Consider the following 14669-nt stretch of genomic DNA (forward strand, 5'->3'; position numbering starts at 1 on the left):
CTAGCGGCGGCCACGGCCGGCGGCCTCCGCCCATCGATGACCCCACCGCCTACAGCCAGTTTTCCCGGTCAACAGACACCAAAGAAGGCTGATCATGGCCCCAGCGCCCTCGTCGACGTCCAGCGCCGTCATTCTGAACATCAACGGCGAGAAGCACCAGCTGACCGTCGACCACCGCACCACCCTGCTCGACGCCCTGCGCGAGCGCCTCGACCTCACCGGTACCAAGAAGGGCTGCGACCAGGGGCAGTGCGGCGCCTGCACCGTCCTGGTCGACGGGCGTCGCACCGTCTCCTGCCTGAACCTCGCCGTCGCCGCCGAGGGACGCGCGATCACCACCATCGAGGGCATGGCCGAGGGCGACCGCCTGCACCCGGTGCAGCAGGCATTCCTCGACCTCGACGGCTACCAGTGCGGCTACTGCACCCCTGGCCAGATCTGCTCGGCGATCGCCCTCATCGAGGAGCACGCGGCCGGCTGGCCCAGCGCCGCCACCGAGGACGTACGGCCCGAGGCCGGACCGCCACCCCTGACCCCGGAGGAGATCCGCGAGCGGATGAGCGGCAACCTGTGCCGGTGCGGCGCCTACGTCTCCATCGTCCAGGCGGTCGCCCGCGCGGCCGAGGCGTACGGCGAGGCGGATACCAAGAGCGCGAAGGAGACGACCGCATGAGGGAGTTCGGATACGAGCGCGCCGACGACGTCTCCGGTGCGGTGGCGCTGCTCGCCGCCGACCCGGACGCCCGCTTCCTCGGCGGCGGCACCAACCTCGTCGACCTGATGAAGACCGGCGTCGAACGCCCCGCCCGGCTCGTCGACGTCCGCGAACTGCCCCTGGACGGCGTCGAGCCGACCGCCGACGGCGGCCTGCGCATCGGCGCGACCGTCACCAACAGCGACCTCGCCGCCCACCCGGAAGTGCGCCGCTCCTACCCGGCGCTGACCCAGGCGGTGCTGGCCGGTGCCTCCGGGCAGCTGCGCAACATGGCCACCGTCGGCGGCAACCTGCTCCAGCGCACCCGCTGCGGCTACTTCACCGACGTGAGCAAGCCGTGCAACAAGCGTGTCCCGGGCAGTGGTTGTCCCGCGATCACGGGTGAGCACCACAACCACGCCATCCTGGGCGCCTCCGACCACTGCGTTGCCGTGCACCCCTCGGACATGGGCGTCGCCCTCGCGGCCTTCGACGCGGTCGTCACCTACGAAACCGCCGACGGTCCGGGCGAGTCGCCGCTCACCGACTTCTACCTCCCCGTCGGCGACACCCCGGACCGGGAGACCGCCCTGCCGCCCGGCGCGCTGATCACCGGCATCACCCTGCCGCCCGCCCCGGTCGCCGCCCGCTCCCGCTACCGCAAGGTGCGCGAGCGCGCCTCGTACGCCTTCGCGATCGGCTCGGTCGCCGCCGCGCTCGACGTCGAGGACGGCGTCGTACGCGACGCGCGGCTGGCCTTCGGCGCGGTCGCCTCCCGGCCCTGGCGGGCCCGCGCGGCCGAGGAGGTGCTGATCGGCCGACCGGCCGACGGGGAGACCTTCGCCGCCGCCGCGGACGCCGAACTCGCGGCCGCCAGGCCGCTGCCCGACAACGGATACAAGGTGACCCTCATGCGCAACCTCGCGGTGGCCGTCCTGACCGAACTCACCGAGGAGGCCGCCCGATGACCACCGCCACGACCGGTCCTACGACGGCGAAGGGCGCCGTCGGCACCGCGCACACGCGCGTGGAGGGCCGCGACAAAGTCACCGGAGCGGCCCGCTACGCCGGCGAGATACCCTTCGCCGACCTCGCGCACGGCTGGCTGGTGCTGTCCACCGTCGCCCGCGGCCGCATCCGCTCCATCGACACCGACCCCGTCCTCGGCATGCCCGGCGTGCTCGCCGTCCTCCACCACGGCAACGCCCCGCGCGTCGACACCGACTACGTGGGCATGCTGGGCATTCCGCCGGACCCGACCGCCGCCGTCTTCCAGAACGACCGGGTGCCGCACGCCGGATGGCCGGTCGCCCTCGTCGTCGCCGGGACGCCCGAGCAGGCGAGGGAGGCCGCCGAGGCCCTCGTCGTCACGTACGACACGGAACCGCACGACATCACGCTCTCCGCCGACCGCCCCGACGCCTACCCGGCCGACGGACACATGCCCGCGGAGACCGAGAAGGGGGACCTGGCGGCCGGCCTCGCGGCGTCCGCCGTCGTGGTGGACGAGGAGTACACCACCCCCGAAGAGCACCACAGCATGATGGAGCCGCACGCGGCCACCGCCCTGTGGGACGGCGGCCGGCTGGAGGTCGTCGACTCCAACCAGGGCACCACCTGGGTCCAGGACGAACTGGCGAAGATGTTCTCCCTCGACGAGTCCGCGGTGCGGGTGCGCTCCGAACACGTCGGCGGCGGCTTCGGCAGCAAGGGCCTGCGCGCCCACCAGGTGTCCGCGGTGATGGCCGCGACCGTGCTGCACCGGCCGGTGCGCGTGGTCATGACCCGTCGTCAGATGTTCTCGCTGGCCGGATACCGCAGCCCCACCACCCAGCGCGTGCGGCTCGGCGCCGGCGCCGACGGCCGGCTGCGCGCACTGGAACACCGCTCGCTGAACCAGACGTCGACCGTCTACGAGTTCGTCGAGCCCGGCGCCGGTGTCGCCAGGGTGATGTACGACGCCGACGCCCACCGCACGGCCAACCACGTCGTACGGCTCGACGTGCCGTCCCCGACGTTCATGCGCGCGCCGGGTGAGGCGCCGGGGTCCTTCGCGATCGAGTCGGCGTTCGACGAACTCGCCGAGCGCTGCGGCGTCGACCCGATCGACCTGCGCCTGCGCAACGAGCCGGAGGTCGGCCCGGTCTCCGGACTGCCGTTCAGCGGCCGCAACCTGGCCGCCTGCTTCAACGAGGGAGCGCGCCGCTTCGGCTGGGCGGAGCGCGATCCGCGTCCCGGGGTGCGCCGCGACGGGCGCTGGCTGCTGGGCACCGGCACGGCCGCGGCGTCCTTCCAAGCGGGCGCGGGCCCGTCCACCGCTCTCGTGACCGCGGAGGCCGACGGCACCTTCACGGTGCGGATCGCCGCCGCCGACATCGGCACCGGCGCCCGTACCGCGCTCACCCTGGTGGCCGCCGACGCGCTGGACGTCACGCCCGAGCAGGTCCGGGTCCGCATCGGGGACAGCGACTTCGGACCGGCGATGATCGCGGGCGGATCGATGGGCACCCGCTCCTGGGCGTGGGCGATCACCGAGGCGGCCCGCGAACTGCGGGAACGGCTCGCCCTGGGCACGAGCATCCCGCCGGAGGGCATCACCGTACGCTCCGACACCACCGCGGCCCTCGGCGCCCTCGCGCAGAAGGAACGGCACTCCTTCGGCGCGCAGTTCGCCGAGGTCGCCGTGGACACCGCCACCGGCGAGGTACGGGTGCGCCGCATGCTCGGCATCTTCGCGGCGGGCCGGATCGTCAACCCGCTCACCGCCCGCAACCAGCTCGTCGGCGGCATGGTCTGGGGCATCTCCATGGCCCTGCACGAGGAGGCGGTCCGGGACCGGGCGAGCGGCGGCCTCTACGGCCCCGACCTCGCCGGCTACCACGTCGCCACGCACGCCGACGTCCCGGACGTCCAGGCGGACTGGGTGGACGACCCCGACCCGGACGACCCGGTCGGCATCAAGGGCGTCGGCGAGATCGGCATCGTGGGCGCGGCGGCGGCCGTCGCCAACGCCGTCTGGCACGCGACCGGCGTACGCCATCGGAGCCTGCCGATCCGGCCCGACCGCGTGCTGTCGGCCACGGTGCCCGCGGTCGGGGGCGGGACGGATGCTTGACATCGCCGGCGAGCTGAACCGCTGGCTCGCCGAGGGCCGGGAGTTCGCCGTCGCCACCGTCGTCTCCGTCGGCGGCAGCGCACCGCGCGGGCCCGGCGCCGCCCTCGCCGTCGACGGCGAGGGCACGGTGATCGGCTCGGTCTCAGGCGGCTGCGTGGAGGGCGCGGTGTACGAGCTGTGCTCCGACGCCCTCCGGAGCGGCGAGACGGTGCGCGAACGGTTCGGCTACAGCGACGAGGACGCCTTCGCGGTCGGGCTGACCTGCGGCGGGATCATCGACATGATGATCACGCCGGTGGGCGCGGACTCGCCCTCGCGGGAGGTGTTCCGGGCGGCCCTGTCGACCGCCGCCGAGGGCGGTACCGCGGCCCTCGCCCGGGTCGTCCAGGGCCCGTCGGAACTCCTCGGCCGGGCCCTGCTCGTCCACCCCGACGGCTCGTACGAGGGCGGTCTCGGCGGCCACCGGGACCTGGACCGCACGGCGGTGGCCGAGGCCGGGGCCCTGCTGGACGCAGGCCGCACCGGCACGGTCGGTCTCTCGGAGGACGGTTCGCACTGCCCCGGCGGGCTCACGCTGCTCGTCGAGTCGAGCGTGCCGCCGCCCCGCATGATCGTCTTCGGTGCGGTCGACTTCGCGGCGGCACTGGTGCGGGCCGGCAAGTTCCTCGGCCATCACGTGACCGTGTGCGACGCCCGGCCCGTCTTCGCCACGCCGGCCCGCTTCCCCGAGGCCGACGAGGTCGTGGTCGACTGGCCGCACCGCTACCTGCGGAGCACGCCGACCGACGGGCGCACGGTGCTGTGCGTACTCACCCACGACGCCAGGTTCGACGTACCGCTGCTGACGGAGGCCCTGCGGATGCCGGTCGCGTTCGTCGGCGCGATGGGCTCGCGCCGCACCCACGAGGACCGCGACCGGCGGCTGCGCGAGGCGGGCCTGACCGAGCGCGAGCTGTCCCGGCTCCGCTCACCGATCGGCCTGGACCTCGGCGCCCGGACGCCCGAGGAGACCGCGCTCTCCATCGCCGCGGAGATCGTCGCCTCCCGACGCGGCGGAACGGGCGTGCCACTGACGGGCGGGGCGGCGCCGATCCACCGGGATCTGGCTGGGGCGGCCGCCTGACGGGCTTGGCCGGGGGCGGCTGCCTGACGGGCTGGCTGAGGGCGGCTGCTTGACGGGTCCGGCTTGGGGCGGCGACCTGACGGGCCTGGCTGGGGGCGGCTGCGTGACGAGCCTGGCTGGGGCGGCCGCCTGACGGGCTTGGCTGGGTGCGGCGACCTGATGGGCTGGCTGAGGGCGGCTGCGTGACGGGCCTGGCTTGGGGCGGCGACCTGACGGGCCTGGCTGGGGGCGGCTGCGTGACGGGCCCGGCTGGAGCGGCTGCCTGACGGACCCGGCCGGGGCGACTGCCTGGGCAGGGGCGTGGCTGGGGGCGGCTGTGGAGGTGGGCCGGCGGTCGGCTGCCGTGCCCCGCGCGCGTGGCAGGAGCCGGAGGCGACGGGTTCGGCTCGGCCGGCTGCCTCCGGGCTGCCTGCCGGGGGCCCGCCGGAGCCCGGCCGGGCCCCGGCCCGACGCGGGTTCCTCGGGGCGATCGCCCCGCACGGATCGGCCGGGGCGGGCGCCCGGAGGGTCAGGGCAGCGCCGACTCGCCGGCCAGGCGGACGGCGCACTCCAGCATCATCGCGTGCACGAAGGCCTGCGGGAGATTGCCGCGCAGCTGCCGCTGGCGTACGTCGTACTCCTCGGCGAACAGCCCGGGCGGTCCGCAGGCCGCCCGGGTGCGCTCGAACCAGCGGAACGCGTTGGTCCGGTCGCCGACCCGGTGCGTGGCGAGCGCCATCGTGAAGCCGCAGAGCAGGAAGGCCCCCTCGGCGTCACCGAGCGGCTCCCCGGGGTGTTCGAAGCGGTACAGGTACCCGTCCTCGGCCAGCCGGGACTCGATGTACGCGCGGGTGGCCGCACCGTCGTCGTCCCCGAACGCGCAGCCGCGGGCCATCGGCACGAGCAGCGCGGCCTCGGGCCCGTCGTCGTCGGCGGCCCGCCGCCAGCGGCCGTGGGCGCCCAGGCACCGGCGCCGGGTCTCCCGCAGCACGGTGTCGGCGAGCGCGGTGCAACGTTGCCCCGCCGCCCCGGGCAGCACCTCCGCCATCCGCCGCAGACCGCACACCACGCTCAGCCGCGAGTGGGTCCACCACCGGTCCTCCAGCTCCCACAGCCCGGCGTCCGGCTTCAGCCACTGCCGCTCCACGACGTCCACCGCGACGGCGGCGGCACGTTCCGCGTCCTCGGTCAGCCGGTCGTGCGCGGCGGCCGCGGCGAAGAGCTGCAGCGCCTCGCCGAAGGTGTCCAGCTGAAACTGGGTGCCCGCGTCGTTGCCGACGTGGTCGGTGCCGCCGGGATAGCCGGGCAGCCGCAGCGAGCGTTCCCCGCCGACCGGCAGCCCGTCGACCGTGTAGGCGGGGCGGACCTTGTCACCGTCCTCGAGAATGCGCTCGGCGACGAAGCGCACGGCGTCGTCGACCAAGGGGTGCGGGCCGTGCGCGGCGACCGCGAGACCGGCGTAGCACTGGTCGCGGAGCCACGCGTAGCGGTAGTCGTAGTTGCGTCCGCTGTTGGCCCGTTCCGGCAAGGACGTGGTGGCGGCGGCGACCATGCCGCCGGAGACGCTGGTCAGCCCGCGCAGTACGGCGTACGCGTGCCGGGCGTCGCGCGGCGCGACCAGCCGCGAGCAGTCCGGGACGGCCCGCTGCCACTCGCGTTCCGTGGACCGCCACAGCGCGTCGGCGTCGAGCGGTCCGGTCTCCCGCCCCGCGGCCAGCTCCAGCACCAGGTCGTGGGTCTCGCCCTCGCGCAGCCGGAACTCGCCGCACAGCCCACCGCCGGTCCGCCAGACCGCCTCCGGCGCCCCGGCGAGCCGCATCCGCAGCCCTTCCGCCTCGGCGGTCCACACTCCGTGCTCCTGCCGGGGGTCGCGCAGCCGGCCGTTCCCGAAGCCGGGCCTCGGGTCCAGATCCAGGCACAGCCGTGCCTCGCCCCGCTTCACCCGCATCCGGCGCAACAGGACGAGCCGGTCGGTGCGGGCCGGCAGGGCGAGCGCCTCACGGCACTCGATCACGCACTCGGAGGTCACCCACCGGCTGGTCCGGATCAGCGTGCCCTCCTCGTAGGAGCCGCCCCAGACGTGCCAGGGGTCGGCCGGCTCCACGTTGAAGTGCCCGGCCCCGCCGATGAGCGCCGCGAACACCGCGTCGTCGTGCCACCGCGGGGCGCACAGCCAGACGATCCGGCCCCGGGGGTCCAGGACCGCCCCGCGCTCGCCGTCGGCGAGCACCGCGTACTCGCGCAGGGCCCAGGGAGGACACGACGGGTCCGGCGCCGCCGTGCGCTGATCGTCGCCGTCCTTCATGACGCTACGGCTATCCCGGCGCCAGTGACCGAAACGGTGACGCTCCCGACGTCACCGGAACGCACGCCGACCGCCCGTTCACCGGGCCCGTTGCCCCGGCCCGCTCACCGCACCGCACCCGGCCCCCGCCCCGCCCGTTCACCGCGCTCGCGCTCGCGCCCGAGCCCGACCCCCGCGCTCGTGCCCGACCCCGCGCTCGCTCCTCCCACCGCCCCGCTCCTCCGCCCCGATCACCCCGTGCTCGCCCAGCGGCCCCACCGCCCACCCCGCCTCGCGGCAGTCGCGCACGATGTCGGGCAGGGCACCGAGGGCGGCCCGCCAGCTGCCCGGGGCGGAGACGTGGTCGGTGTCGTGGAGCAGGATCGTGCCGCCCCCACGCAGGTCCGCCGCGACGGTCGCCCGTACCGAGGCGGGCGTGGCGTCCTGCCGCCAGTCCTTGCCCCACGCCGTCCACAGCACCGGCCGCGTCCCGGCCCGGCGGGCGGCGGCCCAGCGCCCGGAGGTGAGGATGCCGTAGGGCGGGCGGTACCAGCGTGGGACGCGTCCGGCGACCTCGCCCACCGCGTGGACGGCACGCGTCAGCCCGCGCGCGTCCCGCGCCGGCGACGGCAGCCAGGGGCGGTCGTGCGACCAGCCGTGGACGGCGAGTTCGTGCCCCCGCCGGGCCAGTTCCAGGGCCGTCTCCGGGTGGCGTACGACGTTCTCGCCCAGGACGAAGAACGTGGCGCGTACGCCGAGCGCGTCCAGTACGTCGAGGAAGTGCGGTGTGGACGCCGGATCCGGGCCGTCGTCGAAGGTGAGGGCGATGTGGTCGGGGCGGCCCTGTCCGGCCAGGCCCGGGAACCGGCGTCGGCGCAGCTCCGGCAGCCAGGTCGCGGCCGGACCGATGTGGGCCAGCGCGGCGGCGACGACGACCGGCGCGACGGCGGACGCCGCCGGTCCTGCATGGAACCCTGCACGCATCCGTGTGTCTCCCGTACTCCCGTGTCTCCCGCCCCGTTCCGCGGTTCCGCGCGGCTCGGTCATGGCCCCTGCTGTTCCTGCTCCCGCCTGCCCGACTCCGGCCCGTCCCGTGCCGCGGGCGCCGTGTCCCACGCGCCGTGGACCGACGGCGCGCGGGCCAGCCCGACACTGCCGAGCCCGATCAGCGCCACGCCGATCAGCTCCGGCAGCACCCTCACCCCGAGGGCGATCTGTTCGCCGAACAGTGCCCAGCCCAGGGCGACGCTGGTCAGCGCGTCGCCGAGGGTCAGTGCCGGTTGCGACGCCGCGAGCGTCCCCGCCCGCAACGCGCTCTGCAACAGCAGGAAGCTGATCACCCCGACCACCGCCGTGGCGTACGGCGGCCACTGGGTCAGGACGGCGCCCACCCCCTGGGGGAGCCGCCCGGTGACCTCCTTCAGCAGCCCCGCCGTACCGCCGAACGCCACCGCGGACGCCGACCCGAACAGGGCGGCACGGGGCGCGCCCCGGACCAGGCCGGCGATCGAGGCGAGGGCCGTCACCACGACGAACAGCGCCAGACCGGCCCAGCCCCACCGGCCGGGAGTCGCGGTGTCATGGCCGGCCGACGGCGCGGCGGCGCCCAGGAACAGCGCGAGCCCCACCGCCAGGGCCACGAAGGCCAGCCAGGTCCGCAGGTCGGGACGCCGGTGGAAGACCACGCTCCCGACCATCAGGGTGAACAGCAGTTCGGTGGCCATCAGCGGCTGGACCACGGCCAGGCTCCCCACCGCCAGCGCCGCCCCCTGCAGCACCGTCGTCAGGGCGAGCAGCGCCGCGCCGCCCACCCAGTACGGGTCGCGCACCAGCCGCAGCAGCGAGCGCACCACCGTGTGGACGGCGCCCGCCCGCTCCTCGTCCTGCGCCGCGGCCCGGCGCTGCAGTACCGACGCCGCCGCGTTGGACAGCGCCGCGCACAGGGCCAGGACGACGGTGAGGACACTCACCGCCGCGCGCTCCCGCTCATCCCGATCTCATCCGAACCGGGCGGCCAGTCGTCGGTACAGCCCTGGAGCCGCGCCCCGCACCCGGCACGGCAGCCGCAGCCAGCCGGGCACGTAGACCTCGTCCCGGCCCCGCACCACCGCCGTCCGTACCGCGTCGGCCACGCGCTCGGCGGGCACCGGACGCGGCCTGGACCGGAGGTAGGGAGTGCCCCGGCGCTCGAAGAACGGTGTGTCGACGACACCGGGCACCACGTGCGTGACCCCCACGCCGGTTCCCCGCAGCTCGTAGCGCAGGGCGTCCGCGAAGGCGCCGACCGCGGCCTTGGCGGCCGAGTACACGGCCTCGTCGCGCACCGCCACGCTCCCCGCCAGAGACCCGACGAGGACCACCCGCCCCGCTCCGGCCGCCACCATGCCCGGCAGTACCAGTCGCACCAGCCGCAGTGTGGCCAGCACGTTGATGTCGAGCACCTCGTCGATGGTGTGCGGGGGCATGTCCAGGAACTCCCCGGCCCAGCCGATCCCGGCACCTGCCACCAGGAGGTCCACCGGACCCACGGTGGCCAGCGTGAAGTCGGCGAGCTGCCGGTCGGCGCCCGGCATGGTGAGGTCCGCGGCGAAGGCGGTGGCCGCGGTGTCCTCGGCGACCTCGCGCAGCCGGGACGGATCGCGTCCGTTGAGCACCAGCCGCCAGCCGCCCTCGTCACTCAGCCGTCGGGCCAGGGCCGCGCCGATGCCCGAGGACGCGCCCGTCACGAGTGCCGTGCGCGTCCGCGTGCTCCGGGCACCGACGGGCTCACGCCGGGTCCTGGCGTGGTCCGCGTCGGGCGCGACGACCTGCGGTCCGGGGGCGGACCGGGGGCGGGAGAACGCATGGACCATGGAGACCACCTTGGCTCGGGGCGGACACCGGGGAGAGACCGACCGGACGGTCGGGCTCCGGCGTTCGACCGGACGGGCGGTCACGGAGTATCCCTGGCGGAACGCCCGAAACGCCCGCTTGTGTTGTGGTTTGGGGGATGCCGGACGGGCAACTTGGAGCGCCGTGCATCCTCGCAGCTCAGCAACGCCCCGCCGGCCCGTGACCAGGTCCACTCCCGGGGACGGCAGACGTCTGCTGGTGGTCAGCGCGAGCATGGGCGCCGGGCACGACACGGTTGCCGCCGAACTCGTCCGCCGAGCGCGGGAGCGCGGTGACGACGCCCTCGTCGTCGACGTTCTCGCGCTGCTGCCGCTCGGGCTGGGCAGTGCGCTGCGGCACTTCTACCGCGGCTCGGTACGCCACTTCCCGTGGGCGTACGCCGCCCTGTACCGCCTGTTCCTGCGCCCCGGCGCCGGTCGCCGCCCCGGCGGCACGCCCCTGGCCCGGCTCGCCGGGGGCCGGCTACGCGAGCTGGCCGAGAGCTCGGGCGCGGACGTGGTCGTCCCCGTCTTCCATCTCGGCGCCCAGCTGACCGGCCATCTCCGCGCACGGGGGCTGCTGCCGGTGCCCAGCGTCGTCCTCGTGATCGACTTCGCCGTTCACCGGCAGTGGCTCCACCCCGGCAACGACCACCACCTGTGTCTCACGGAGCAAGCGGCGCGCGAGGTGCGGGCGAGCACCGGCGCGCCCGCGTGGACGTGCGGTCCGGTCGTGGCACCGGAGTTCTTCGCCGACGCGCCCGACGCGCCCGACGCGCCCGACGCGCCCGACGCCCCTGGAGCGGCCGGGTGGCGGGGGCTGTTCGACCGTCTCGGTCCCGGGCGGCCCGCCGTGGTGCTGTCCGCGGGTGCCTGGGGAGTGGGCTCCCACCTGGACGTCACCGTCCGGCTCCTGACGGACCACGGCTTCCTGCCGGTCGTGCTCTGCGGGGACAACGAACGGCTGCGCCGTGACCTGTCCGGCACACCGGGTGTGGTCGCGCTGGGCTGGGTGACGGACATGCCCGGCCTGCTGCGCGCCGCCCGCGCCCTGGTCGACAACGCCGCCGGCCAGACCGCCGTACAGGCGCTGGCCGCCGGACTGCCGGTCGTGGGATACCGCCCGATACCGGGACACGGCGCGGACGGTGTCCGGCGGATGGCCGCGCTGGGCGTGTCGGACGTCGCCGAGGACGGGACCGGGCTGCTCGACGCGCTGCGGCGGCTCACCGCCCCGGGGCCGGCCCGGCGGGAGCGGATCGCCGCCGGACGCGCGTTGTTCACGGACGACGCGGTGGCCCGGGCGTGCGCCCTCGCCGACGCCGGGCGCGCACGCCGGTGAGACCGCGCACGCCGGTGAGTCCGCGCCCGTTTCCCCGGCCCGGCCGGTGGTCACCCGGCCCGAATCGTGAACCGGCCGAAGGAGGCGACGCCGTGCGGCTCGACGAATTCCTGACCCTGGTCCGCGACCGCGGCGAGTACCACAGCGAGGAGGAGGCCGAGCAGGTCAGTACGGCCGTCCTGTGGGTGATCGCGTCCTGTGTCGACCCGGAGGAGGCCGCGGGCCTGGCCGCCGACCTGCCCGCGCCCTTGGACGACGCGCTGCGCCTGGAGCGCGGGCGCCCCGAGTCCTTCGGCCGGGAGGAGTTCCTGCGGCGGGTGGCGCAGCAGACCGGCGCCCGGCCGCGCACCGCGGAATGGGACGCGGGCGCGGTGCTCTCCACCCTCACCGAAGCGGTACCCGGCGAACGCGTCGACCGTCTCCTGGCCCACCTGCCCGCGGACTGCGCCGACCTCTTCGGCGGGCCGGCGCCGTACTGAGAGCGGCCCGCGCGCACGCGTTGCAGACGGCCGGAAGCGGGCACCCGGTCCCGGCCGAAGAGGCGGTACCCGTACAGGAGGCATGCATGACGGACGGCGAGCAGCGACACGACGGACACCCCGACGAACAACGCGACGGACGCCCCGACGTCCGTTACGACGCCGAGGACAACACACCCCTCGGGGGATACGCGGCGCTCGCGACGACCTTCGCGGCGGGCGCCGGAGTGTTCGCCGTGACCGCGTGGCGCCGTGGGCTGCGACTGCCCGAGACCGTCCCGGCCTGGGACGTGGCGCTGCTGGGCGCGGCGACGTTCAAGGCGTCCCGGCTGCTGACCAAGGACAAGGTCACCAGCTTCCTGCGGGCACCGTTCACCCACCGCGAGCGCGAGAGCAACGCCAACGAGGTGATGGACGCGCCGCGCGGGACGGGGCTGCGCCGCGCCGTCGGCGACCTGGTGTCCTGCCCGTTCTGCACCTCCGCCTGGGTGGCCGGCGGGCTCGTCGGCACCTACGCCGTCGCACCGCGGGCCGCCCGGCTGCTGTGCGCGGGCCTGAGCGCCGTCGCCGTGTCGGACTGGCTGCAGTACGCGTGGAGCGTGACGGAACAGAAGGCCGAGGAATGACCGAGGGATGACAGAGGTGGACAGGCAGTGGGGAGCGCGGACACGCGACCGCGCCCGCCGGGACGGTCAGTCGCGCTCCGCCTGTTCGGCCCGCTCCGCCCGCTCGGCGTGCAGCTGCTTCACGCGGGCCGCCTCCTTGCGGACGTCGGCCTGGACGGTCTGCTCCCGCTCCAGCCACTGAGGGCGCTCCTGCTTCAGCGCCTCGATCTGCTCCGTGGTGAGCGGCTCCGCGACCCCGCCCCGGTGCAGACCCGCGATGGAGACACCCAGCTTGGCCGCGACCACCGGCCGCGGGTGCGGACCGTCGCGCCGCAGATCCCGCAGCCACTCCGGCGGGTCGGTCTGGAGCGCGTTGAGCTCGGCGCGCGTGACGACGCCCTCTTGGAACTCGGTGGGTGTGGCCTCGAGGTACACACCCAGCTTCTTCGCCGCGGTCGCGGGCTTCATGGTCTGGGTGTTCTGGTGCGACGTCATGGTGTCAAGGGTATCGAGCGTCTGCGCGACCGCCGACCACGCCGGGTGGCCTCGGACCCGACCACGCCCGGTAACCTGGCCGGGTGACAGGCTCGGAAGAACCCCCCTCGTTCCGGCTCGCGTACGTCCCGGGGGTGACGCCCGACAAGTGGGTGCGCATCTGGAACGAGCGGCTGCCCGACGTCCCGCTGTCCCTGACCCAGGTCGCCCCCGCCGAGGCGGGCGGCGTGCTGCTGGGCGGCGACGCCGACGCCGGGCTGGTGCGGCTGCCCGTCGACCGGGCCGTCCTCAGCGCGATCCCCCTCTACACCGAGACGACGGTGGTGGTGATCCCCAAGGACCACCTCGTCACCGCGGCCGACGAGGTGGCCGTGGAGGACCTGGCCGACGAGATCGTGCTGCACCCCATGGACGACGTCCTCGGCTGGGAGCGGCTGCCGGGCCGGCCCGCCCTGGAGCGTCCGGCCACCACGGCGGACGCCGTCGAGCTGGTGGCGGCCGGGATCGGTGTGCTGCTGATGCCCCTGTCGCTGGCCCGCCTGCACCACCGCAAGGACCTCACCTACCGGACGGTCACGGACGCCCCCGAGTCGAGCGTGGCGCTGTCCTGGCCCGAGGACGCGCACACGGACCGGGTGGAGGCCTTCATCGGAATCGTCCGGGGCCGGACGGTCAACAGCACCCGCGGCCGACAGCCGGCCCCGGCGAAGGGCGGGAGCACCGAAACGGCCCCCGCGCGGCGCAAACCGCCGGCCGGAAAGCAGACCGGCGGCGCCCGGCGCGACGCCGGCGGCAGCACCAGGACCGGCGGCAAGGGCGGTGGCAGGGGCGGCGGCAGGGGCGGCGGGGCCAAGAGCGCCGGTACCAAGAGCGGCAGGCGCGGCAAACCCCGCCGCGGTTGACGCGGCCGGCGCCCCCGGGCGTCGGCGAACCGTCAGCGGACCGTCGGACTGGGCGTCGGCGCCGAGGTGTTGACCTCCAGCCCCGGCGGCGCGGTGAGGGACAGCACCGGCTCGCCCGGCTGTGGCGCCGGCGGCGTGAGCTGCACCTTGGGCAGGCTCGGTGGGGCCGACTGCTGGAAGTTCACCTGGTCGAAGTTGACCAGGCCGGTCTTCTCCAGCACGGTGATGTGGTCCAGCACGGTGTCGTTGGCCTGATCGGCCAGCTGCCTCACCAGGCTGTTCTTGGTGTTGGCGCGGATCTTGGCGATGGCCGGGAAGATCTGGCCGTGCGTGATGCGCATGATGTTGACCGCGGTGGTGTCGAACTGCTTGCCCGTGGTCCCGTCCACGGTCGAAACGAACTGCTGCTGCTGCGGTGAGGCCAGGTTGGGCAGGGTGATGCCCAGCTCGGGCGCGATCTTGCGGCAGGTCGCGTCGAGCCGGGCATGCCCGACGACCAGGTGCTCGCCGGCCTCCACCATCTCCGGTGTCGAGCCCCGCTCCATCGCCATCAGCCCCAGGGGGTGCTCCCACAGCCCGGCGGCCCGGACCTTCACCACGAAGTCCCGGTCGGCCTCGGTGAGCGGCCCGTACACCGTGTTGGTGATGACACGGTCCTGGGTACTGGCCGTGTTCCGCACCCCGAGCATGGTCGGGTAGGCGAGGGCGGTGAGGGTGAGGACCAGGGCACCGGCCACGAAGGCGGTCCCTGCCGTGGTGCGCGTGATGCGCATCGTGCCTC

Annotated in this window: 14 protein-coding genes; 8 read left to right on the forward strand and 6 right to left on the reverse strand. The window is 75.0% G+C overall.

Going from position 1 to position 14669, the window contains the following annotated elements; all coding sequences use genetic code 11:
* Nucleotides 1-94 precede the first annotated feature (94 nt).
* The 4 genes from RI578_RS33975 to RI578_RS33990 are packed head-to-tail and all read left to right on the forward strand — an operon-like array spanning nt 95 to nt 4932.
* Entirely contained in the window at nt 95-673 is a 579-nt protein-coding gene (locus RI578_RS33975) for a 2Fe-2S iron-sulfur cluster-binding protein (RefSeq protein ID WP_310874631.1), read from the forward strand.
* Nucleotides 670-1662 (forward strand): xanthine dehydrogenase family protein subunit M, encoded by a 993-nt coding sequence (locus tag RI578_RS33980; RefSeq protein ID WP_310874632.1) that lies wholly within the window; start codon nt 670-672, stop codon nt 1660-1662. Before RI578_RS33975 ends, RI578_RS33980 begins: the two co-directional genes overlap by 4 nt.
* Complete coding sequence (locus RI578_RS33985; RefSeq protein WP_310874633.1) at nt 1659-3809, forward strand: xanthine dehydrogenase family protein molybdopterin-binding subunit; 2151 nt, start codon at nt 1659-1661, stop codon at nt 3807-3809. The genes RI578_RS33980 and RI578_RS33985 overlap by 4 nt, the downstream gene beginning before the upstream one ends.
* Nucleotides 3802-4932 (forward strand): XdhC family protein, encoded by a 1131-nt coding sequence (locus RI578_RS33990; protein WP_310874634.1) that lies wholly within the window; start codon nt 3802-3804, stop codon nt 4930-4932. The genes RI578_RS33985 and RI578_RS33990 overlap by 8 nt, the downstream gene beginning before the upstream one ends.
* Nucleotides 4933-5440: 508 nt before the next feature.
* Here RI578_RS33990 and RI578_RS33995 read toward each other — a convergent pair.
* The 4 genes from RI578_RS33995 to RI578_RS34010 all read right to left on the reverse strand — a co-directional run bounded on the left by RI578_RS33995 (nt 5441) and on the right by RI578_RS34010 (nt 10047).
* Nucleotides 5441-7216, reverse strand: coding sequence for a glycoside hydrolase family 15 protein (locus RI578_RS33995; protein WP_310874635.1), 1776 nt, complete (start codon nt 7214-7216; stop codon nt 5441-5443).
* A gap of 138 nt (nt 7217-7354) precedes the next feature.
* Nucleotides 7355-8179: a polysaccharide deacetylase family protein gene (locus RI578_RS34000; protein WP_310874636.1), complete on the reverse strand. Its 825-nt coding sequence runs from the start codon at nt 8177-8179 to the stop codon at nt 7355-7357.
* A gap of 59 nt (nt 8180-8238) precedes the next feature.
* Nucleotides 8239-9165: a DMT family transporter gene (locus RI578_RS34005; RefSeq protein WP_310874637.1), complete on the reverse strand. Its 927-nt coding sequence runs from the start codon at nt 9163-9165 to the stop codon at nt 8239-8241.
* Between the two features lie 27 nt (nt 9166-9192).
* Nucleotides 9193-10047 carry an SDR family NAD(P)-dependent oxidoreductase gene (locus RI578_RS34010; RefSeq protein WP_310874638.1) on the reverse strand — a complete coding sequence of 285 codons (855 nt, stop codon included), beginning with the start codon at nt 10045-10047 and terminating at the stop codon, nt 9193-9195.
* A gap of 253 nt (nt 10048-10300) precedes the next feature.
* Here RI578_RS34010 and RI578_RS34015 point away from each other — a divergent pair, with 253 nt between their 5' ends.
* The 3 genes from RI578_RS34015 (at nt 10301) to RI578_RS34025 (ending at nt 12512) form a co-directional block, all read left to right on the forward strand.
* Complete coding sequence (locus RI578_RS34015) at nt 10301-11407, forward strand: MGDG synthase family glycosyltransferase (protein WP_310875930.1); 1107 nt, start codon at nt 10301-10303, stop codon at nt 11405-11407.
* A 92-nt stretch (nt 11408-11499) separates the two neighbouring features.
* A complete protein-coding gene (locus RI578_RS34020) occupies nt 11500-11886 on the forward strand; it encodes a DUF2267 domain-containing protein (RefSeq protein ID WP_310874639.1) in 387 nt (128 codons plus the stop codon).
* 86 nt (nt 11887-11972) lie between these two features.
* Nucleotides 11973-12512, forward strand: a complete 540-nt coding sequence (locus RI578_RS34025; protein WP_310874640.1) for a DUF1360 domain-containing protein — start codon at nt 11973-11975, stop codon at nt 12510-12512.
* 66 nt (nt 12513-12578) lie between these two features.
* On the opposite strand, the gene RI578_RS34030 is transcribed toward RI578_RS34025, so the two are convergent.
* Nucleotides 12579-12986 carry a DUF5997 family protein gene (locus tag RI578_RS34030; RefSeq protein ID WP_310874641.1) on the reverse strand — a complete coding sequence of 136 codons (408 nt, stop codon included), beginning with the start codon at nt 12984-12986 and terminating at the stop codon, nt 12579-12581.
* A gap of 83 nt (nt 12987-13069) precedes the next feature.
* On the opposite strand from RI578_RS34030, the gene RI578_RS34035 reads away from it, so the two are divergent.
* The gene (locus RI578_RS34035) at nt 13070-13888 is read left to right on the forward strand and encodes a LysR family substrate-binding domain-containing protein (RefSeq protein ID WP_310874642.1); all 819 of its coding nucleotides are present in this window, start codon (nt 13070-13072) and stop codon (nt 13886-13888) included.
* Nucleotides 13889-13920: 32 nt separating this feature from the next.
* Here the strand turns inward: RI578_RS34035 and RI578_RS34040 are convergent, their stop codons facing one another.
* Complete coding sequence (locus tag RI578_RS34040; protein ID WP_121750441.1) at nt 13921-14661, reverse strand: DUF4142 domain-containing protein; 741 nt, start codon at nt 14659-14661, stop codon at nt 13921-13923.
* Nucleotides 14662-14669: the final 8 nt, after the last annotated feature.

Source organism: Streptomyces sp. BB1-1-1 (assembly GCF_031597775.1).
GTDB classification, from domain to species: Bacteria; Actinomycetota; Actinomycetes; order Streptomycetales; family Streptomycetaceae; genus Streptomyces; species Streptomyces thinghirensis.

Bases quoted from the DNA above. Each gene is read 5' to 3' on its own strand.
- RI578_RS33975 (WP_310874631.1), top strand. From the start codon at position 95: ATGGCCCCAGCGCCCTCGTCGACGTCCAGCGCCGTCATTCTGAACATC.
- RI578_RS33980 (WP_310874632.1), top strand. From the start codon at position 670: ATGAGGGAGTTCGGATACGAGCGCGCCGACGACGTCTCCGGTGCGGTG.
- RI578_RS33985 (WP_310874633.1), top strand. From the start codon at position 1,659: ATGACCACCGCCACGACCGGTCCTACGACGGCGAAGGGCGCCGTCGGC.
- RI578_RS33990 (WP_310874634.1), top strand. From the start codon at position 3,802: ATGCTTGACATCGCCGGCGAGCTGAACCGCTGGCTCGCCGAGGGCCGG.
- RI578_RS33995 (WP_310874635.1), bottom strand. From the start codon at position 7,216: ATGAAGGACGGCGACGATCAGCGCACGGCGGCGCCGGACCCGTCGTGT.
- RI578_RS34000 (WP_310874636.1), bottom strand. From the start codon at position 8,179: ATGCGTGCAGGGTTCCATGCAGGACCGGCGGCGTCCGCCGTCGCGCCG.
- RI578_RS34010 (WP_310874638.1), bottom strand. From the start codon at position 10,047: ATGGTCCATGCGTTCTCCCGCCCCCGGTCCGCCCCCGGACCGCAGGTC.
- RI578_RS34015 (WP_310875930.1), top strand. From the start codon at position 10,301: ATGGGCGCCGGGCACGACACGGTTGCCGCCGAACTCGTCCGCCGAGCG.
- RI578_RS34025 (WP_310874640.1), top strand. From the start codon at position 11,973: ATGACGGACGGCGAGCAGCGACACGACGGACACCCCGACGAACAACGC.
- RI578_RS34030 (WP_310874641.1), bottom strand. From the start codon at position 12,986: ATGACGTCGCACCAGAACACCCAGACCATGAAGCCCGCGACCGCGGCG.
- RI578_RS34040 (WP_121750441.1), bottom strand. From the start codon at position 14,661: ATGCGCATCACGCGCACCACGGCAGGGACCGCCTTCGTGGCCGGTGCC.